17 protein-coding genes are annotated in these 21,857 nt (G+C 32.1%); 10 read left to right on the plus strand and 7 right to left on the minus strand.

Annotated features, from left to right (window positions below; all coding sequences use genetic code 11):
• Window positions 1-300: 300 nt before the first annotated feature.
• A complete protein-coding gene (locus JOC75_RS19265; protein ID WP_204955612.1) occupies window positions 301-1,779 on the minus strand; it encodes a SulP family inorganic anion transporter in 1,479 nt (492 codons plus the stop codon).
• Between the two features lie 346 nt (window positions 1,780-2,125).
• Between JOC75_RS19265 and JOC75_RS19270 the strand changes: the two genes are divergently transcribed.
• Both JOC75_RS19270 and JOC75_RS19275 read left to right on the plus strand, forming a co-directional pair.
• Window positions 2,126-3,589 carry a SulP family inorganic anion transporter gene (locus JOC75_RS19270; protein WP_204955613.1) on the plus strand — a complete coding sequence of 488 codons (1,464 nt, stop codon included), beginning with the start codon at window positions 2,126-2,128 and terminating at the stop codon, window positions 3,587-3,589.
• Window positions 3,590-3,604: 15 nt separating this feature from the next.
• Entirely contained in the window at window positions 3,605-4,024 is a 420-nt protein-coding gene (locus JOC75_RS19275; protein WP_204955614.1) for a universal stress protein, read from the plus strand.
• A 66-nt stretch (window positions 4,025-4,090) separates the two neighbouring features.
• On the opposite strand, the gene JOC75_RS19280 is transcribed toward JOC75_RS19275, so the two are convergent.
• The gene (locus JOC75_RS19280; protein WP_204955615.1) at window positions 4,091-5,971 is read right to left on the minus strand and encodes an LTA synthase family protein; all 1,881 of its coding nucleotides are present in this window, start codon (window positions 5,969-5,971) and stop codon (window positions 4,091-4,093) included.
• Window positions 5,972-6,326: 355 nt separating this feature from the next.
• On the opposite strand from JOC75_RS19280, the gene JOC75_RS19285 reads away from it, so the two are divergent.
• From JOC75_RS19285 to JOC75_RS19320, 8 genes are all read left to right on the plus strand, one after another.
• Window positions 6,327-8,018: a methyl-accepting chemotaxis protein gene (locus tag JOC75_RS19285; protein WP_204955616.1), complete on the plus strand. Its 1,692-nt coding sequence runs from the start codon at window positions 6,327-6,329 to the stop codon at window positions 8,016-8,018.
• Between the two features lie 192 nt (window positions 8,019-8,210).
• On the plus strand, window positions 8,211-8,837 hold the full coding sequence (locus JOC75_RS19290) for a TetR/AcrR family transcriptional regulator (RefSeq protein WP_204955617.1): 627 nt from the start codon (window positions 8,211-8,213) through the stop codon (window positions 8,835-8,837).
• Between the two features lie 19 nt (window positions 8,838-8,856).
• The gene (locus tag JOC75_RS19295) at window positions 8,857-9,438 is read left to right on the plus strand and encodes a hypothetical protein (protein ID WP_204955618.1); all 582 of its coding nucleotides are present in this window, start codon (window positions 8,857-8,859) and stop codon (window positions 9,436-9,438) included.
• A gap of 104 nt (window positions 9,439-9,542) precedes the next feature.
• Window positions 9,543-9,797, plus strand: a complete 255-nt coding sequence (locus JOC75_RS19300; RefSeq protein ID WP_204955619.1) for a YnfE family protein — start codon at window positions 9,543-9,545, stop codon at window positions 9,795-9,797.
• Between the two features lie 178 nt (window positions 9,798-9,975).
• A complete protein-coding gene (locus JOC75_RS19305) occupies window positions 9,976-10,122 on the plus strand; it encodes a YjcZ family sporulation protein (RefSeq protein WP_204955620.1) in 147 nt (48 codons plus the stop codon).
• Window positions 10,123-10,245: 123 nt separating this feature from the next.
• Window positions 10,246-10,422 (plus strand): hypothetical protein, encoded by a 177-nt coding sequence (locus JOC75_RS19310; RefSeq protein WP_204955621.1) that lies wholly within the window; start codon window positions 10,246-10,248, stop codon window positions 10,420-10,422.
• A 648-nt stretch (window positions 10,423-11,070) separates the two neighbouring features.
• On the plus strand, window positions 11,071-11,877 hold the full coding sequence (gene zupT / locus JOC75_RS19315; protein WP_204955622.1) for a zinc transporter ZupT: 807 nt from the start codon (window positions 11,071-11,073) through the stop codon (window positions 11,875-11,877).
• Between the two features lie 420 nt (window positions 11,878-12,297).
• Window positions 12,298-12,705 carry an LAGLIDADG family homing endonuclease gene (locus JOC75_RS19320; RefSeq protein ID WP_204955623.1) on the plus strand — a complete coding sequence of 136 codons (408 nt, stop codon included), beginning with the start codon at window positions 12,298-12,300 and terminating at the stop codon, window positions 12,703-12,705.
• Between the two features lie 295 nt (window positions 12,706-13,000).
• Here the strand turns inward: JOC75_RS19320 and JOC75_RS19325 are convergent, their stop codons facing one another.
• The 5 genes from JOC75_RS19325 to JOC75_RS19345 all read right to left on the minus strand — a co-directional run bounded on the left by JOC75_RS19325 (window position 13,001) and on the right by JOC75_RS19345 (window position 21,416).
• Window positions 13,001-14,716: a TniQ family protein gene (locus tag JOC75_RS19325; RefSeq protein WP_204955624.1), complete on the minus strand. Its 1,716-nt coding sequence runs from the start codon at window positions 14,714-14,716 to the stop codon at window positions 13,001-13,003.
• Window positions 14,717-14,749: 33 nt separating this feature from the next.
• A complete protein-coding gene (locus JOC75_RS19330) occupies window positions 14,750-15,874 on the minus strand; it encodes an AAA family ATPase (protein WP_204955625.1) in 1,125 nt (374 codons plus the stop codon).
• Window positions 15,875-18,571: a TnsA endonuclease N-terminal domain-containing protein gene (locus JOC75_RS19335; RefSeq protein WP_204955626.1), complete on the minus strand. Its 2,697-nt coding sequence runs from the start codon at window positions 18,569-18,571 to the stop codon at window positions 15,875-15,877.
• A 77-nt stretch (window positions 18,572-18,648) separates the two neighbouring features.
• Window positions 18,649-19,941 (minus strand): TniQ family protein, encoded by a 1,293-nt coding sequence (locus JOC75_RS19340; RefSeq protein WP_204955627.1) that lies wholly within the window; start codon window positions 19,939-19,941, stop codon window positions 18,649-18,651.
• A gap of 365 nt (window positions 19,942-20,306) precedes the next feature.
• A complete protein-coding gene (locus JOC75_RS19345) occupies window positions 20,307-21,416 on the minus strand; it encodes a tyrosine-type recombinase/integrase (protein ID WP_204955628.1) in 1,110 nt (369 codons plus the stop codon).
• Window positions 21,417-21,857: the final 441 nt, after the last annotated feature.

The following is a 21,857-nucleotide window of genomic DNA, read 5'->3' on the forward strand; positions in this document are numbered from 1 at the left end:
TCAATTAAACATTCGCCTAATAGTTCGGGTTTTTATTTGCAGTTTTTTGATTTTGCATACTATTTTTAAGAACTAGTGTAATGGAGCGGAAGACATTTGACTCCTGCGGGTGCAGAGGAAAGGCTGAGACCCCACAGGCGCGCAGCTTACGAGGAGGCTTAGCTTCCTCCCCGGCGAATCTTATGTCTGCAGCGCAATGGAACGAACTTGTTTCTTTCAACTTAACTGAATTTAGGTTTATTCGTCTTGTTGAATGATTTCTTTAATTATGTCCCAGCCTCGTTTACTAATCTTAACTCATTAGTGATTTGCTACTTTATTAAGTCCGCCTGGTTTATTATGAACGGCTATTTTCTCAATAAGCTTGTTACTTTCGGAATTTAGACCTATTAAATTCACCTTCACACCATTTTGGTGGTATTTAATGACAACTTTATCAATAGCACCAACCGCAGAATCATCCCAAAGGTGTGCCTGTGTTAAATCTAAATCAATTTCTTTAACATTTTCTTTATAATCAAATTCTTTAACAAAATCTGTAACAGAAGCAAAGAATAATTGACCTGATACACGGTAAACCTTCTTACTAGATCTATCAGAAGATAAGCTTGTTACCTTTACTTTTGATATTTTTGCAGCGAAGAATATCGCACTTAAAATAATCCCAACAAGAACACCTTTAGATAAGTCATGAGTCATAATAACAGTAATGACTGTAACGACCATAACTAACGTATCTGTTAAAGGTACTCTGTGCAAGGTCTTTAATGAAGACCAATCAAATGTACCGATAGAAACCATGACCATAACTCCAACAAGTGCTGCCATTGGTATTTGAACAAGGAAGTCATTTAATAGTAAAATTAGCACCATTAAGAAAACCCCTGCAACTAATGCAGATAATCGTCCTCTACCACCTGACTTAACATTGATTACTGATTGACCAATCATCGCACATCCTGCCATACCGCCAAAGAATCCTGAAACAATATTGGCAATACCTTGACCACGTGCTTCTTTATTTTTGTCACTATCTGTATCTGTCATATCATCTACAATTTGTGCCGTTAATAAAGATTCCACTAATCCTACAATCGCAATCGAAAGAGAATATGGAAAGATAATTTTCAATGTTTCAAAGTTTAATGGAATATCAGGTAATAAAAACAATGGTAATGCCTGTGTTAATTCACCCATGTCACCAACAGTTCTAACACCACTTCCAGTCATAAATGCAATGAGTGTGATCACAACAATTGCTACTAGTGGTGATGGCACAACCTTTGTAAAACGTGGCAGAATATAAATAATAGCTAGTGCTCCAGCTACCATTGCAAACATCGGCCATGATTCACCTGCAAAATGTGGAATTTGTGATGTAAAAATCAAAATAGCTAATGCATTAACGAAACCTGTCATAACCGAACGGGGAACAAATTTCATTAGCCTTCCTAATTTTAAAACACCCATAATAATCTGAATGATACCAGTAAGAATGGTTGCAGCAAGTAAATATTGCAATCCATAATCAGCAACTAAAGTTACCATCAACAGAGCAGTAGCCCCTGTTGCAGCTGAAATCATTCCAGGACGTCCTCCAACAAAAGCAATTGTCACCGCAATACAAAAAGATGCGTATAATCCTATCATCGGATCTACACCTGCAATGATTGAGAAAGCAATTGCTTCAGGAATTAATGCAAGAGCAACCACTATACCTGCTAATACATCACCTTTGATATTTCCAAACCAAGAATATTTAATTGTACTTAAATCCAAAAAAGACACTCTCCCTTTAACATTTTTTTATTTTTTTATGACTTTCAACTCTCATGAAAGTCGGGTCCGTTATTAACATAAAGAATTATATATGGTTTTGACGAATTTGTGAAATTTGATGTAAGCGGAAACATTAAGTGAATTCTCTATCGTTCTTTATTTATCGAACAATAACACGTACAAAACATAAAAATAAGGTAATAGAAGCCCTTTTTATCTTTTACATTTATTGTTGTTATAAAAACGCATCTCAACCTACATCAAACAATGTTAGTCCCCTTTTATTTAATCTTTTATGAAAATATGATTTGTTAAAAAACCTCTTGTACATAATAAGCATTATGGAATGGAGGTAAAAAAAGTGGAGCATCTTTCTTATAAAGATTCTTGGTTCGGAAATATCAGAGGTGACATTTTATCAGGATTGGTTGTTGCACTTGCACTCATTCCTGAAGCTATAGCTTTTTCGATCATTGCAGGTGTTGACCCAATGGTTGGGCTTTATGCTTCCTTCACGATTGCTGTTACAATTGCCTTTGTTGGTGGCAGACCTGGAATGATCTCAGCTGCAACAGGTGCTATGGCTTTATTGTTTATAGATTTGGTCAAAGATCATGGCCTAGAGTATCTTCTTGCTGCAACAATATTAACTGGTATTCTTCAAATTCTTTTTGGGATCTTTAAGTTATCAAGGTATATGAAGTTCATTCCAAGATCGGTTATGGTTGGGTTTGTTAATGCATTAGCCATTTTAATCTTCACCTCTCAACTTCAGCATTTTGAAGGAGAAAGCTATGTTATTTATATTTTAGTTGGTCTTACATTAGCGATCATCTATTTGCTACCGTATTTAACGAAAGTCATTCCATCTACCCTAGTAGCAATTGTTGCTTTAACGGTTTTAGTTATCATGATGAATATCGATGTGAGAGCAGTTGGTGATATGGGAGAAATTTCACGAACTTTACCAATGTTTTTAATACCAAATATACCATTTACACTTGAAACCTTATTGATTATTTTCCCTTATTCTATAGCCCTAACAATTGTCGGCTTATTAGAATCTCTTTTAACGGCCACAATTGTGGATGATATGACAGATACACCGAGTGATAAAAATATTGAAAGTAGTGGACAGGGTATTGCAAATATCATTACGGGTTTTTTTGGTGGAATGGCGGGGTGTGCCATGATCGGACAATCTGTTATTAACGTTAAATCTGGAGGTAGTCGGCGTTTATCTGCTTTGGTTGCAGGAGTATTCCTCATGTTCTTAATTATCGTGTTAGGAGATATTGTTGTTCAAATCCCCATGGCTGCTCTTGCTGGTGTGATGATTATGGTTTCAATAAGTACATTTGACTGGAATTCCATTAAAACGCTAGGTATTATACCAAGAAGTGATGCAATTGTGATGATTGTCACAGTCATTACTGTGATTTATTCTCATAATTTAGCTATTGGTGTATTTACTGGTATTTTCTTAAGTGCGATCTTTTTCGTTTCGAAAATATCAAAGATACGTGTAGAAAGTCACTTAAAAGGAGATACAAGAATATATAGCATAAATGGCGAATTATTCTTTGCATCGGTAACAGAGTTATTAACACATTTTGACTATAAAGAAGACATTAAATCAGTTGAAATAAACTTAACTCGATCACATATTTGGGATGATTCAGCCGTAGCTGCCATTGATAAAATTGTATCAAAATTTGAAGAAACAGGTAAAAATGTAAATGTGACAGGCTTAAATGAAGAAAGCACAGAATTAATTGGAAAACTAGCAAATAAACTGAACTCCCATTAGCAGGAGGTGTGTAAAATGTATAAGAGAATTTTATTAGCGACAGATGGTTCAGAGCATTCTAAACGAGCAGCAGAAAATGCCATTCATATTGCAAAATGCAGTAAAGGATCCACAATTGATGTGGTATATGTCGTTGATGCTGAAAAGGCAAAATCAGATGTTTTGAGCAATTGGAATTCTGTAGATATTAACGATAAGCGAAAGGAACGAATGAAGGATGTTGAAAAACAAGCAATAGAAGCCGGTGTATCTTTTGAGATTAAGATTCTTCATGGAGAGCCAGGACCTAGTATTGTTAAATATGTAAGCGATAACAACATTGATATTGTTGTGATTGGTAGTCGAGGTCTAAACGGACTTCAAGAGTTTGTTCTAGGAAGCGTCAGTCATAAGGTCGCAAAGCGAGCAAACTGTCCTGTATTGATTGTTAAATAAGGCTGTTTTCTGAAATGCTTGCAAATTGTACCGAAAACAGCCTTAAATAATAAAAGTACGGAGATGTTACTTCCCCGTACTCGCTTTTTCTTCATTATAAAATCGTAATAGATCACCATAAATAATTTTATCAGAGAAGCTTAATTCACTATGTGCAATTTCTTCATACGAATCACAAGCTCCTTTAGCTTCAATAACTTCCTGAGTTTGACGATCATAACAAACATCAGATATTGAGATGTACTTCTCCGTTATAAAACTACCATTTCTCAAAACGGCAAATGACTGTCGATCAGGTGAAAATAAGTCATTCCCAAATTGAATCATTTCTGTTGTATCAATACCGAGCAAATGTAAAAGTGTTGGCTTAATATCAATTTGACCAGATACATCAGTTATCAATTTCGGGTTTTCATCTGTTATTCCAGGCATATGAATCACAAATGGAACACGCTGTAATTGCACGTTATCATAAGCTGTTATTTCCTCTTTACCTAAAAACTTCGCCATCGCTTCATTATGATTTTGAGAAATACCATAATGATCCCCCATTAGTACAATAATGGAGTTATCATAAAGTCCAGATTCTTTTAGCTTCTCTATAAATCTCTTCAACGCTTCATCTTGATAGCGAATCGTTGTTACATATCGATTTAGTATTTCACTAGTAGAATCAAATTCATCGATCAACTTGTCTTCTTCGTCTAATTCAAACGGAAAATGATTAGTTAACGTAATAAAGTAGCTGTAGAATGGCTGCGGCAATTTGCTCATTAAATCCACAGACTGTTCAAAGTACTCTTTATCCTTCAATCCCCATCCTGTTGAATTTTCCTCATTCACATCATAGCTTTCTAAATCATAAAACTTGTCCACACCAAATGCTTCATACATAATATCTCTGTTCCAAAAGCTCGCATTATTGGCATGAAATGTTGCAGAGTAATAGTGTTTTTCCTTTAGAATTTCTTGCATTGAGTTATACTCATTATCATTATGTGTAAAGAAAACCGCTCCACGACCAAGAGGATACAGTGAGTTTGTCACTAGAAATTCTGAATCAGAGGTTTTGCCTTGTTCTGTTTGATGATAGAAATTTTCAAAGTAATAGCTTTCATTGATAAAATCATTTAGGTAAGGTGTAAGTTCCTCTCCATTTAATGTTTCGTTTACAACAAAGCTTTGTGTAGATTCTAACGAAACAAAAATCACATTACGATCTTTAGCAATACCGAACATCTTTTCATCTGGTTCTTTTTTATTTGCTTTAATATAATTTTGTATTTCCACAAGCTCATCACTATCAGCAAGCACCCTTTGTGCCGATGTACTTGATTGGACAACAGCATCATAAATATGGAAGTTAAAAATCCCAATATTTTTAACTAATACCTCGCGATCAAAGGAACGAGTTAATAGCTGTGGACGTGATATCTCTGAAAGACCTAAATGAATCACAAACACAGCTAAAACTAGCAAAAAGTATGCTTTTCTCTCTTTAGAGGTGACAACATCTATTTGCTGAAATTTATGCTTAAGTGCTATCCCTAGTAAAAGTAAAATATCAATAAACAAAAGAAAATAAATAGGATCTACTAACTCTTGAACACTACTATCTAAATCCCCCATATTACTTGACTGAAATAAAAGAGGAATTGTTAGAAAGTCATTATAAAAACCGTAAAAGATCATATTTGAAATCAGTATGATTGTCACCAATGTACTGATCACGAGAATATAAATGTTCCTTGCTTTTTGCTTCATAAATAAGCCGAAACCAAAAATCAACAAAAAGAAGCTAAGTGGGTTCATAAATAGAATAAAAGATTGCAGCATATTTTCTATTTTTATATCAAAACCAGTTTGATAGACAATATAGGTTTTTACCCACATGAGGACAACCGCTAAAAATAAAAAAGAATATCTGCTTATTAAACTTTTTAACATTTTTTCCTCCTCAAGTATCGTTCAAAATCACCTTATTATTATAGAATAACATACAAATATTGTTATTCGAAGTCATTTGCTATTTAAGTAGTTTGAAAAGGTTCATAAACGGAATAAATATATCAAATTAGAAGTTAATTAGCAAGTGACTACAGCTTTTCCCAATCCTCTACATAAGAACTTCTGTCATAATTACAAACTAGTACAGACTAAATTGATGGTAACTTCACCCACTTCTATGAAAGCTCATATTCATATAGTTTATTAATGTCACTATGTGCTATTATTAGAAAAATAGAATTTTGTCGAAATATATCGTTTTCTGTCACACCATTTAGAACTACAGGAGGAAATTATGAAAATCAAAGTTAAACTACTTTTATTAGTTTCATTATTAATTTCAGGGATAGCTATTATAGGGACATTATCAGCTCTGCAATTAAACTCAACAGAAAAATCATATCTTGAAATGCAAGAAGATGAAAAGGTTCAATTAATACTAAAATCCCTACAATATCGTTTTACAGGATTATCTAATGATGAAAGAGCCTTCCTACTGACAGGAGATAATGAGTTAATTACAGGTATAGAGGAGAAAGAAGAGAAAATACTTGGATACTTTGATGAGCTAAAAACTATTTCCTCTCTTGATAATACTGATCAAGAAGCTATCGATTCTATAAAAAGCAATTTGTTAACTTATAGCGAAGCAAATGAAAAAATGGTCAATACTTATTTGAATGGTGATATAGAAGCAGCTCTTACCGTTCATATGGAAGAACAAAGAAGCATTCGAAAGGAATTAGTTGATCCGAGTATAGAAGCTTTTGTCAATAAGCTAACAAATGAAATTGAGGAAGATAAGAAGCTTTTAGATAAGCAGCAAAGCTTTGCAAACCTAATTTTATATTCTACTATTGCATTGTCGATTATAGGTGGGATTATTGCTTCACTTTTCATTATTAGATCAATTAATAAACCGATTAGTATTATGAATAATCGCTTAAAAGAAATATCTGAAGGTGAAGGAGATCTTACTCAATCAATCAACTTGAACTCAAAAGATGAACTTGGTGAAATGGCTCAATCATTTAATAAAATGATTGAGAAGTTAAGAGATCTATTTCAGCAAGTAAGCTTTTATTCAGAGCAAGTAGCGGCAGCATCTGAACAATTAACAGCAAGTTCAGAAGAAACAACAAGAGCAACTGAATTAATTTCCACAACAGTCCAAGAAGTAGCATACGGAACAGACCAACAAGTAAGCAGTGTAAAAAATGCAACTAAAACAGTTGATGATCTTTCAAAATCCGTTCAGTTAATCTCTGAGAGTTCCACAGCTGTTACCACAACAGCTAATCATGCATCAAACATGGCTGACAAAGGGAATAATTCCGTAACAACTGTTATTTCACAAATGAATGATATTAACTCTACTGTTACTGAGCTTTCATCAAAAGTGAAAACCTTAGGAAAGCGTTCAAGTCAAATCGGCGAAATTATTAAGGTCATTACTGAAATTGCCGAGCAAACAAATCTTCTTGCATTAAATGCTGCAATTGAAGCAGCAAGAGCTGGTGAACACGGCCGAGGCTTTGCGGTTGTTGCAGATGAAGTACGTCAACTAGCTGAACAATCAACTAAATCAGCTTCAGAGATTTCACAATTAATATCAACCATACAAATCGATACTGATAACACAGTTAAAACAATGGAAGAAACAACAATCAAAGTGGCACAGGGAATTACATCTGTAAACGAAACAGGTCATTCATTTGAGCAAATCCAGAAATCAATTGTTGAGGTGTCTTCGCAAATTCAAGAAGTCGCTTCAGCCGTTACAGAGATGTCTGTTGGAACAAAATTAATCGTCCAATCAATGGACCAAATTGCTGAAAGCTCTGACATTACAGCAAGTGGAACATTAAGTGTTTCCTCTTCCACAGAAGAACAGCTTGCAGCAATGGAGGAAATTACAGCTTCATCCTCTACCCTATCTAACATGGCTGAAGAGCTACAGAAGATAGTTGGGAAATTTAAAGTTTGATAAATGAAAATTCATTATGTAAAAGGGAAAGCAAGTTTTAGCTTGCTTCCCTTTTTTATTTACTGCTGCAACGTTCAATAAAAAATGGTTAGCTAATATTTCCCTCATTCTGGTAGACATTTGATTAAAAATCATCTATTATGACAGTATCGTCACATGACAAGTGTGTCACAATAAAAGGAGATTACCGTCATGCCAACACAAACCTTTTCTAATTTACCTGAAGATAAGAAAAACCAAGTGATTGAAGCTGCAGTGGATGAATTTTTTGATAAAGGCTACGAAAAGATGAGTATTTCAAAAATGATAAGTAAAGCTAAAATTCCAAGAGGAAGCTTTTATCAGTATTTTGAAGACAAAGATGATCTTTATAAATATATTATTATCGAGATTATTGGAAACAGAAAAAGTCACTACTCTACTCAATTAACAGGAAAAATCGATGAAATGAAGTTTATCCCTTTCATTCGTGCATTATTTATAATTGGTCTTGATTTCTATAAAAATGAGCCTAAGCTTGCAGTAATAGCAACAGACTTTCTCACGATACGAAATCAAGAATTAAAAAGAGAAATAGAAGGTAACAGTCAAAAAGCTAGTCAGCAATTTTTTATGAGCACAATAGAAAACCGAAAAAGAACTGGTGAAATATCTGAAGAAATCGATTCAGAAATGCTCATCTATTTAATTAATACAATCAATGCAACCTTTGCAAATTATTTCTTAGAGCATCGAGAATTGGGCTTTGACAATACAGAGTTAATCAACTACATCGATCGATTACTGTTTATCTTACAAAATGGCATAGCTTCAAACTAAATAGATAGGAGTGATTAACATGTTTTCTAAAAAATATGATAAATTAGTCGCCTCACTATTTGCATTCCTCACTTTCTTATTCTTTATTTTAGCTTTAACAAATAGGGATTTTCTAGATTGGGCCTTTGCTCGTCATCACAATCAGTTAAGCTGGTTTATTCGCCCTCTTTTTTTAATTCCTTTTTGCTATTTTGCTTATAAAAGAAGCTGGAGTGGTATTTCAATTACGATCTTTAGTTTGTTCACAAGCATGTTTTGGTTTCCTGAACCAGAAACAGTAAGCGAGCAGGTTACATTATTTCTTGAATATGAGGTGAGTTATTTAACAAGCGAATTGGGCTTATCTAAAATCTTGTTAACTTTATTAGTCCCCATCTCTTTCTTGTTATTAGGGTTAGGGTTTTGGAAGAGAAATTTGTGGATCGGTTTATCTGTCATCGTTATGATGGCTTTAGGAAAAATGATGTGGAGCGTTTCTTCTGCAGGTGAATCTGGCAAATCAATCATCATTCCAGCTTTAGTAGGATTACTACTATGTGTTGCCTTCATTTATTGGGGCTTTAAAATATTGGAGAAGAAAAAGGAGAAGACCGGGAAATAAACTTAAAATTAAGACGCAATTTTACACGCATCTCTTTTGAATGAGTCATTCAGTTAAGTACATACTAAATTGAAAACATCTGTACAAAGGAGTCAGAAAATAATATGGATGAGCAATTAAAACAATACATTGAAGTTGTTAAGGAAAATTCTAAAACAATGAATGGACCTGATTATGAAGGAAGAGAACAGGATTTACTACGACAAAAAGAAGATCTCGAAAAGTATGAGCACGGTTTGAAGATGAAAAGTAGATCATCAGAAAGTTTTGATAAGCTTGTAGATGCTACTATTGGCTTTGCTAATAATGATCTTTCGCAAACAGAATTAGATGAAATCTACAAACAAAGTATCAAATAAACATCCTTCGGGGTGTCTTTTTTTGTATTTTCTTATCTATCTTGTTATCGCACCTTTACTCTCCCCCTTTCCTTTCTTCATCCAAACTTAAATTTCTTTAAATTGTGCTAATGTCTATTACAGTTTTCAGGATATCCCATATTATGTATAGATCTAATTTGAAGTGGAGGTGTTTTTTATGGGTTACGGATATGGAGGTTTCGGTGGAGGCTTATGTGGTCACGGATATACAGCTCCTGTTGCTGCACCAGCTGGTGTTAATCCCTTTGTTTTAATCGTTGTTTTATTTATACTGCTTATCATTGTTGGAGCTGCTTGGTGTTAATAAAATAATGAACATGAGATGCTTGCACTTTTGGCATCTCTTTTTATACATAAGAGTTTTAATGTCTGTCTGTATAAACCTGTGGATACTATCGAAAAATACGATTAAGAAAAGAGGTGTACTATGAAGGAGAATGAAGAATCACAAAATTTAAATGCTGAACCATCAAAAGAAGAATTTAACAAACTATTTGGAATGGATCCTGAGGTAAGTCTCCAATCTGTGAATTTTGCTACTACAGAAAATCCCTATTTAAATGAATATGGTCATGAAGATTGTAATGGTGAAATAGAAAAATAAACCTCTCTTACTAGGTACAATATTTTATTACCTTCAGAAAAATGCTAATTAGACATAATGTTTAGAGAAGATGATCACTTAATAGGAGTCATCTTCTTTATGCTAGTCTATTTTTTCATCATCTTTTGGTACTACATGTTTATTGTAAATCCCGCTTACTGAATGCTTTATTCATATTATTTAGTTTTAGAATTTCTAACAAAGATGATTCTCTGAAAAAACAACAGTCCAGAGAAAATATATCAAACCTCAGCGTGTTACCTATAATTTTCCTCCCTCTTGCAATCATGGCAATGTTCGTATCACCTTTTTCCACTCCTTCCATTATTTTTGGATTAATACCCGCTTTTGCTAATTCGAACGGTAAAGGATTTATGATAAATAGCTACTAGGGCTACATTATTTTATAAAAAATGAAAAATACACATTAAGAAAAGTCTTCGTGTCACAATCATGATGGCTTTTGTCATAGATCTAAGTCACACAATCGCAAAAGAATTCATACTCTTTTTATAGAATAATGCCACTACAAGAGATCGATAAAATGGATCATCTCTTTTTTTGAACGGTAGTTTCTTTTAGAAAATTATCTGTCATAAATACAATTTAATTCATTAAATTTGATTACGCAATGAGGAGGAAAACCTAATGACTGAAGGTTTATTGCTAGCTTTTGGGTTGACGTTAATGGCTGGGCTTGCAACTGGAATAGGAAGTGTTTTGGCTTTCTTTACAACAACTACGAATACTAAGTTTCTTTCGATTTCACTAGGATTTTCTGCTGGTGTGATGATTTATGTATCGTTCATGGAGATCATCGTAAAAGCACAGGATGCACTAGTGGAGTCAATGGGTATGGTATTAGGGAATTGGATGACAGTTTGCGGATTTTTCACAGGAATCTTAATCATCGCCTTAATCGATAAATTTATCCCTAAACAAGGGAATCCCCATGAGCTAAAAAGAGTAGAAGAAATGAATGAGAAACAAGCGACAAAAAATCCAGATTTGTTAAAAATGGGAACATTTACAGCACTAGCCATTGCGATTCATAACTTTCCAGAAGGAATTGCAACATTTACTTCTGCACTACAGGATCCCTCTTTAGGGATAGCAATAGCAGTCGCAATTGCCATACACAATATTCCAGAAGGGATTGCTGTTTCTATCCCTGTCTATTTTGCTACAGGTAGTAAGAAAAAAGCATTCAAATTATCTTTCTTGTCTGGAATGTCCGAACCCTTAGGTGCAATAGTAGCTTATTTAGTTTTAATGCCTTATTTAAATGATATGTTGTTCGGTTTTATCTTTGCAGCAGTAGCAGGTATTATGGTTTTTATCTCGCTCGATGAATTACTTCCAGCTGCACAGAAATACGATGAAGCACATCTTTCTATTTATGGTCTTGTGGGAGGAATGGCTGTAATGGCCATTAGTCTTTTGTTATTTATATAGGAGCAGCTAAAATTTATGGTTAATGTTGTTGCAAACTATGTAAGCTGATGTCGGTATTTTTTTGAAGCAATGCATTGCCTGAGTGACAATGTTTTGCTTCAAAAATGTAACGTAAAACATAAACTTTCCATCCCTTGATACTTAAAGGATTAAATCAGCTTTTTTCAACTCTGTACACGATGTTAGTAGAGATATGCTAGGCTAGAAGTAACTATGAAAAGACTTTAAAGAAAAATATAAATATAACCGTTTCTTGGATCATTGCATTATGTAAAGTTTTTGAGAAAACCTGCAGACACTTTTACTATTCAATTATTTCTCAATTTTCCAAACATATTTTTATTGAACAATAAGGGAATTTTTTATATAATCAAGTTGTTGACAAGAACGTATGTTCCTATAAAACGTGAGGTGATAGATATGGAAATATGGGAAGTAGCTTATTTAACTGGTATTATCGATGGAGAAGGCTCTATTACTTTAACCAAAATACATAAAAATGAAAATCGAAGACCATGTATTACAATTGCTTCTACTGATATTGAATTATTATCTTACACGCAATCCCTCACTGGAGGAGTAATTAGTAGTAAGAAGAATTATAATCCTGATAAACATAAAAATTCCTTCACATTAAATATCAAAAAAAAGGAAACTGTCATTGGTCTTTTATCCAAAATAGAACCATATCTAAGGGTTCCTCAAAAAAGAAAACGCGCATTATGGATTATTGAAAACTACGATAAGGTTACTATGCGGAATGGGAAGTATAATCAAGACTTAATAAAGAGAAAGTTAGCATTTGAAGACGCTTTTTTTGAAATTTAACCTTTCTACCTTTAGTAATAAAGACAGATTTTCTATGAAACGCATTATTTAAATTAATTACATAGATATTAAAGACTGTATAAAAATTAACAAATGTGACTTAAACCATAATAATGTAATTGATTAAATCATATTAATGTAATCCTTGATATATATAGGTTTAAATCACTATTTCATTTATTTCAAAACTTTTTATTTATTTTATCTTATGATTCAAAATCACATTATTAAACTTTTGACACTTAAATGGTTTAATTAATTACTTTTGACATCATTATTGTTTAATCAATAAAAGTCATTTTATACACTTCTTTTTTTCTATTCCTAGTTCTTTTAAAGTTGCTCTCCAAATTTTTAGATACCTTATATCATTTAAAGTAAAATCTAAAAATCTGTCAACAGTTTCTACCGAAGGGTAGGTCCCTTGTGAGAAAAGTAATTTTATAGTATCTATTATTTTGAGTTCACGTTCTTCCTGGACCTTTCTTTTTTTTGTTGATATGATTTGTTCATTTTTCTCTTTAATACTATTGATAATATCTGAAAAATTCCTTTTCAACCTCCCCTGAGAAATCCCTATTTCTTTTGCTATTTCTTTTAAATAGAAAGGTTCATCAATAATACTGTTAAAAATTCTTAAAAGTTGCTTATTAACCTCTACATAATCATAATCGTGTTGAGGTTCTTCTTTATTTCCTACAACTCGAGTGTTATTTCCCTTCAAACTTTCTAAGTAATTACTTCTTATTTGATGTACTAACTCTGGAAACCTATTAACCAATGTTTGTGGAGTTACATTAAGATTTTTCCCTATTTTCTCAATTGATAGACTATCAGTTGACTCTATACATTCAACTAGATACTTTCTTATTTTTTCTCTTTCAATTTGATTCTTATGATGATATTGATTTCCCTTACGATATCCTTTCTTCCATAATATCTCGTTTTTTTCTTTTATAGCGTTAGTTAATTCAGGAAAATGTTTCCTTAATGTCTTCTTACTAGAATTTAATTCTGATGCCAATTTAACAATAGAAGTTATTTCATTTAGGTTACTTGCCTTTTCTAAATGAGACCTAAACTTAGAATAATCAATAATATAATTATAAGTATACTTTTTCTCATAGTTATCTAATTGATCTTCTATATCTACACATTCCAATATATCTATTAAACTTATTCCTAAATTATAGCTAACTGATAAAAGACTAGAAATTGTAGGTATTATTTTTTTAAGGTAATACTTTTGAAAATTTGAAAACTGCACATCAAAATTTGCTTCTTTCATCTCTCGTGTAAGCCGATTACCAATAATTCTTAATGAATTAATAAATTTTTCAAGATCTATTTCTTTTCCTTCGTAGTAATTAAAGATTTGTTCAATTTGATTTGATTTATAAACATTTTCTTTAAAGTCACTTACATTAATATTAGATTCTTTATATCCTAACCAACTCTTACAATAATCACAATAACCAGAAGTACTAAGTGTGGTTAGACATGTTTGGTCTCGCTTACATTCCCGACATTCCTGTACAATCTTACAAGAATGTTCCGTACAAATTTGATAATCTGTGATGTTCCAAATTAATTTTTCATAAACTATAGTTCGATTACTTTTCATTTCATCAAAACACGAAGGACACCATGCTCTATTTGGCTTTAATAATTTCATTTTGCTAAGCGTATTAAAAAACCTAGACATGGTAAGTCGCCTCAAATTTATCTGCTTAGTATAATCTTCAAGGACACTTAGAGTAACCTCTGACAATGGTCCAAAACCATTTATATGATGTGAGTTAAAGTCAAGTAATTTGTCATTGTATTTCGGAATAATTATTCTGTTAAATAAGTGGTTAATTCTTAAATTATGTGCATTTGCTAGACGAGTTACATAACTACTTAAACTTTCAACGTCTTTTCCTTTTGCATCCACTGGAGGAAGACTGTAAAGTGGAGTAACACTTAGTTCACAGTGTTCAATTGGTTCAAAATCATAAATACGCCTCACTAATATCACCATTCTATACTGATTTTCAGGGATTTAAGCTCCATCTTCAACGATACCCACTATATCTCTAGTAGGGTTTCTCTTACCTACATCTTTGCCTTTTTTCTTACTGCTTTCAGCACTCACTTTTGATAGTTTATTTAATCCTAGTTTGTCCCTTAATAAAGATCTTTGATTCTCCATATCCTTAACATTTTTCTCTCCGTCTAAAACTTCATTAGCAATTTTCAACACTTTCTTAGGAGTAGGAGCATGCTTTTCTAATAATTTAATTGTTATAGAATTTTCATTATTATTCAGCGCCTCTTTTACGCAATTGTCTAACCATTCTTTTAATATGCCAATGCAGCCAATTGAGCGTTCATATAAAAATTCCCAATGCGACGATAAATCTGAATTATTTTTTAATGGTATATGTGTTTGAAAGGTAGCAATAACATTAATAAAAGCATCCGCTTCTTCTTTAACATTAATGTTGTATCTAGGAAAATGGATTTCCTCTGTTCTTCTTCCTAACTGTCCATTTAAATCAAAGAAATCCATAAGTTCATACGTACCAAACATGACAATTATCGCTCCGGTTAAGTTGGCAATTGATTTTAATGCATCCATTTGGTCTTGAATATTTTTACCGCTTGCTACTTTTAATAAATGTTGCGCTTCGTCTAATAATATAATTTTAGTTTCACGATAAATTATACTATTCTCGAGAGACTCTCTTAATTCTGGTGCTGTGCTTGGTAAATAATTAGGAATAAATTTCTTTGGATGATGATCCTTTTTTATTTTTTTATCAATCAACGGCTCATTCATTTCTCTTAATATTCTTCTATAGAAATCCTTCCAATTAAATTTGCCATTATCTGGAGCAGGTAATTCAAGTCCCACTATTGGAATTAGAGAGCTATGGACATTAGTCATCTGGTGGCTCTTAGTAACCGTGTTCTTTAGTTTATTATATAGAGTTGATTTGCCAACACCTGTTGGACCATACACAAGATAGATCTTTCCTCCAGCAGATTCCCTGATTTTCTCCCGTATTTCTAGATATGTCTTACTAAGCAATGGATGATTAGCTGTTCTCTCTATAAAATATTTCTTTTTTTCTTCTATAGAAGCATCATTAAGGTCAATTAAAAATGTGTTAGAATTATTCATTTAAAATTCTCCATATATCTCTAGTTTGTATTCGTTTGCTAAATTATTACTGACTTCTTCTTTTTCTTCCTCTAATATTTTTTCACATACAATTTCCTCGCTAGAAGCTTCTTTTGTATTAGAGCCTTTAAAGTTTGCAAAAATCACATTTTTTGTTTCATCAGATTTCGCTTTTAGTAAATAGTATTTATCATTACTTTCTAAATCTGTAATAAATTCTGCAATCCTTTTTGCATTGATTACGAACGTTTTAGAGTGATTTTGTTTACTCTTTTTTAACTCAGACGTAATAAATTTCAACTCTTTTTGGGTTAAATTCTTAAACTTTGAATAATACTCGGAAATGCATTTTACCCATCTCTTATTTACAAAAGCATAACAAATTCCAATATTGAATGGGTCATACCTAACTTTTACTTTCTTACTTAGGTTATGGAGACTTTTAAATTCATCATTCCAATAATATATATAATTAACTTTAATACCACTTTTTTGAATTTTCGCTTCCCCAGAACGAGTCGAAGGTAAAGTCAATATCTCAAATAGATCGTCATATGCTATATAAAAGTTCTTTCTTTCCCCTGAATAAAAAAGACCTTTCTCGAATATTCCCCTTGGGTGTTCACCCAGAGCTGGATGTTCTAAATTTTCATAAATTCCAAAGAAATATTCCTCTAATGCAGCTGATAACTTTAGTAAACTCCATTCCGCTAGATTTTTTGGATTTACACTTTTAGTAACTTCTCTAACATTTTTCATAATTTTTGTATTTCCTATCAAATTATGAATAAAATTTGTGTTTGTTGTTCCAAATAACCTTTCTAGAATAGAACCATAACGTGGTTGTGCAGGAGGACGTCTTCTGGGTTCACGTTCATACATAGCCAATAAGCTTTCAAAGTAAACACTATGAAATTCTCTACCATTATCTACAACAATTTGTTGAGGTAATCTATTATACCGTTTCACACAATTCCTAAATACCATCATACAAGACCTATAACTTGGTTGTTCAAAAGATAAATAAAATGCTAATACTTTTCGGGAAAAAGCATCTATTAATAGAGTCAAATAGGGTCTACCTAAATTTTTTCCGGTACGGGAACAAATTAACTCAATATCTAACTCTGTGTGATCAAGATGTCCTATATTAAATGGGAAATCTCCATGTCTAGGAGTGGTCATTTCTAATTCCCAATAAAAAGTTTTCTCTTGATATGCACTTCTTTTTCCCTTACGTTTTTTGGTCTGTATTTCTATTGGTCGTTCTTTAACTCGTTTACAAAATGATGCTAAACTAGGAGTCATGTATCCCTTCTCCTCACATTTATTTGCAAATGCTCCATATACTACGGATTTATTTTTTTGTACCATTGTTTCATAATCATTCTCTATAAAGTGATCCATTAACTGATATACTTCAATGTTAAATCTCTCCGTCCGATTTCCTTTATTTTTTTCTTCTGGAAGTAAACCTATATACCCATTTCCAAATAGATTCTCAGCTTGTCTATACTTACTGACCCAATCACGAACAGTTCTAATTTTTGGGGATGTATCTGAATCGAAATATTTAGAACCTTTTTCAAGATAATTTTTAACATGTGGTAGCCTAAAATTAGCAATTTCATAGTCGTCTTCACTAGCTCCGGTGATAATATCCAAAATCGTGTTATCTTTCGATTCTTCTATTTTTTGACCAACTATCTTTTCTTCGGCAATTAGCTGATGAAAAATATGGAGTGGTAATTCATTTAGACATTCTTCGGACAGTAAGGAAATACTTGTTTCTCCTACATTTACAATTGTCCAGATACTACCATCCCATAGTATTTTTGATCCTGTCTCTATTGAAATAACCTCAGGATTAGGTGTTTCAGTATTACAATCGATTATATTTTTATACATTTTATAGTGTTCTTTGTGTAAGAAGACCATTACAGTTTCCGGCTCTGCTAATACGTATTCATTTACATCAACGTAAATTTCTCCATGAATAATTGATATAAATATATCATCCGTTGTATATTTTCCATTAGAGCGATCTATTAACTCTTTAAGGGTAACACTAGGTTCTTGAAATATTATTTGCTTAATTATTTCTAAAGGTTCCTTTTTTATTTCCAAGCTATTTTTATGTCTTAGATAATCATCTAAAAATACATAATTTCGATGAAGTGTCCAATTAATTTTTCTAGTGGTACATACATCAAACGTTAAACCGTACTCTTTAGCAACCTCATTTCCAGGAGGACATATCCAACCTAGTTCTTTATCATTCTTATATTTCCAAGGTTGTTTTTTAGCAATTTTATTAATATCGTCTTCATGCTTCCATTCTTCCCAACCCGCTCGTTTTTTTCTGATAACAAAAAAGTCTGGTGTATATAGTGTGCCACTGTTTTTTCCACTGTTATTTATATAGTTAAGCTTTATTCTAGCTGGTTGATCATAGTATTCCAACACATCATCGTCATTCTCTAACATTAATACAGCCGGGCCTTCCACTTTTCCACTTTCCCATTGAATAGTTACCCCCATCTTTCTAGATGGATATCTACCATTCGTGCTTACTTCTCCATTCCCCACTGTTCGAGAAGGTTGTGATTTCCTAATATTACATTCTATATATTCCCTGGTTTTTTTGGTTATATTATTTTTCTCACACCAACTTAAAAATTCAATATCTGACAACATAGAAATCCCCCCTCGTTTAAATATTCTCAATTTTCAATATTTTATGATGAAAATTCGACATGATTATCCAAAAACCTTTAATTATTTGCATGAAAACTATTTTTTTTTAGCTTCGTCCAATAGATTTGTAATTCCTTTTCATTTAAAAATCCTGATGATGTTCGTGCTTCTATCCTTCTTCTACTCGGATATTCTCCTGATTTAACTAAATCAACTACCACCTTTTTTAGTTCCAACTTTTTTTGTTCGATTCGTTTTGCCTTTTCCACTTTTATAAGATCATTGTTCATTTCTACAATCTTTTTACATTCTTCAGGGAATTTTAATGATAGTAAACGACGATCACACCCTATTTCTTTTGCTGTACTACTCAACGATCTTTTTTCTTTATTTTCTAATATAGTTAGAAGTAACCTTCTAATTAACTCATAATCGTTTTTATATTTTAAGTTATTTGTTTTAGATTCAAATAATTGTATTAACCAATTAATTTCATTAACCGGTTTCTTTTGAAAGAACTCTTCTATTTTCAATCCTAATATAGAACAAAACTGAAGAATTGAAGATATTGGTGGTCTATTAACTCCCTTTAACCAATAACGAAGAGTTGTTGAGGGTATACCTAGTTTTGAAGATGCGAGTGATATATCATTATCAAATAAGTCATTTATATAAAATATGAGCGCTTCAATTACATCTCTTCCTGTTAAAATAACTTTTTGAGAAGATTTTTTTATCTGCAAAGTCAATAATCCATATAACAGTTCATTTTTATCAGTAAATTCATAACTATAATTATTTATATTTTTCCTTCCTAACCAATTCCCACAAAAGCAGCAACACCCTGGTGTACTGTTTCTATATAAATAAAACTGTTTCTTATTACAGTGATAACAAACAGATTCTAATCTAACTCTATGTAAGTAACAAAATAACATGTCCTGAAAACACCAAACTAACTGATCAAATGGTAATTCCCCCTTATCTTTGGAATCTTCATAACAGTTTGGACACCAGACTTTATACTTTTTTAACAAACCTCTAGTTGGAAATATATTTGCCCAGTAGTGGAGAGTCGAATTATTCACATCAATATCGGTTAAGTGAGTAATTACATTGATAAAATCTAACGCTAGGGAATGGTTGCCATTGATACCATGACTGCTTTGATAAAAACCATTACCACCTCTATGTGCAATTGCACTTAAATACTTTTTTCCTAATAATGGAGTAATCACCTCTTTAATAAGAGTTCCAGCACTAACACAGTGGATAAACGACAAGCGAGTAATATAACTTGTCATACTTTCTATATAACCATTATCTGAGTTAATTAGTTTTAGACCATATAAAGTAGAAGGTTCCTTCATTTTATACTCCTTAGTATTTTTGGATATCATCCCCAGTTAAGACCAAAATTATCCAAGATATCCACTATTTTACAGGTATTAATACTAAGTTTTTCGTAATCTAAAAAGGAAGTAAAAATAACTTAATATAGGAATTTGATTGTTGATATCGTCTGATAAACTTATAACTTATGGTTTCGCGAATACGATATAAAAAAAGTGATAGTAGAAGAGGAGTTAACAATAAATATTTAGGGTGGATTAATGTTCAAGTAACATAAGTTTTAAAAAATAAAAACCCCGAATAGGTATCTTTATATTTACCATACGGGGTTCAGTCTCAAATTCAACTTTGCTAAAGCTTTTATTAATTTGTACATCTAAATCTAGTACGATATATTATTAAATAATTCTATTGTTTTTTTCTCATCTTCTATACGCAACTCTTTAACTACATGAGAATATTCTTTTAATGTTGTATCTATATCGCTATGACCTAGGCGTTCACTGACATAGTATATTGATACTTTCTTATAGAGGAGCACACTTGCATGGGTATGTCTTAAACCATGAATTGTAATTGGATCTATTCCAAGTTCATCTAATAGCTTTCTTAATTGTTTATTCGCAGAGGTATTACTTATAACTTTGTATTTAGAAGAAGGATTATAAAAAACTAATTGATGTAAATTAGTAGGTGTAGTTTCAAACAAGTTTTTAAAATGGTCCATTGTTGACATGTCCATTTTTATTAGTCGGTCAGAGTACTTGTTTTTAGTGGAACGAAAACCTTCAGGATTTCGTTTCATATATCCCCAGGTTTTATTAATTGTAATGGTACTGTTTATGAAGTCAAAATCATTTCTTGTAAGTCCTACCATCTCTGCAAAACGCATTCCTGATGTTAATCCTAAAAATAACAATGAATAGCTTAACCCTCGATTAAGTCTCTTTATTATTTCTTTAAGCAATAATTCACTTTCTCTAAAATCTAAGTGTTTCTCTATAGGCTTTTTTTCAGGCGTTGTCCAGGTTAATACAGCTTTCCTAGTAAAATCATGTTGTAATATTCCTTCTTCAACTGCATCTCTTACACAAGCACGGATTTGAGCATTTAATTTTTCAACAGATTCTTTCGATTTATTCATACCATATTTATTTATAAAATACTGATAATCATGCCTTTTTATTTCTTGCAGTGGTTTACTACCAAAATGTGCATTTATAGCCTTCAAAGTATACTTGTAATGTTGTTGTGTTGTTGAATCTAAATGAGATTTATAGAGTTTCATCCATTTTTCAAAGTACTGATCAATAGGCCTAGGGTTTAAATAAGGTGATATTCCGTTCCCTAATAGAACCTCTATTTCAGCTGCAGCTAATTTAGCTTCTTTCTTTGTACGAAATCCTCCTTTTCTTATTGGTTTTGATTTACGATTTATCCTGTTACTAACTGTGTACTGATAAGTTTTACCCCTTTTCTGAATACTTGCCATAAATGTCCCTCCATCTTTGTAAAAATCTAATTGCTTTTTTCTCTCTACTCATTCCTTTACAAAGAAAATCAAATATAAACTTGAAGGAGATAAAAAATGGCACTTTTATTGTCTATTTCTGTTCATGATAAAAAGCAGTCGGAATAGAGACAGTAATAAATATTGGTTTTAAAATTTTTTTCAGAATGTAAAAGGGTTTGATGAGTATGCAGGTTAATAGTTTCATCTACTGACTATTAAATGTTCTAGTGCTAAAATATTCGAGGTTGGAGCAATACCCTTATACAGATATGACTATCCAATATTACTGAATGATGAAGCGTGATTACACTAAAAGCAATTTTTTGTTTTATTGATCCTATAAATCTTCCACCAATACAAAACGTTATTCACTAATGTAAAATAACAAATAATATCATTGTTGTTTCCCTCATCAATTAC

The organism is Metabacillus crassostreae, assembly GCF_016908395.1.
Lineage (GTDB): Bacteria > Bacillota > Bacilli > Bacillales > Bacillaceae > Metabacillus > Metabacillus crassostreae.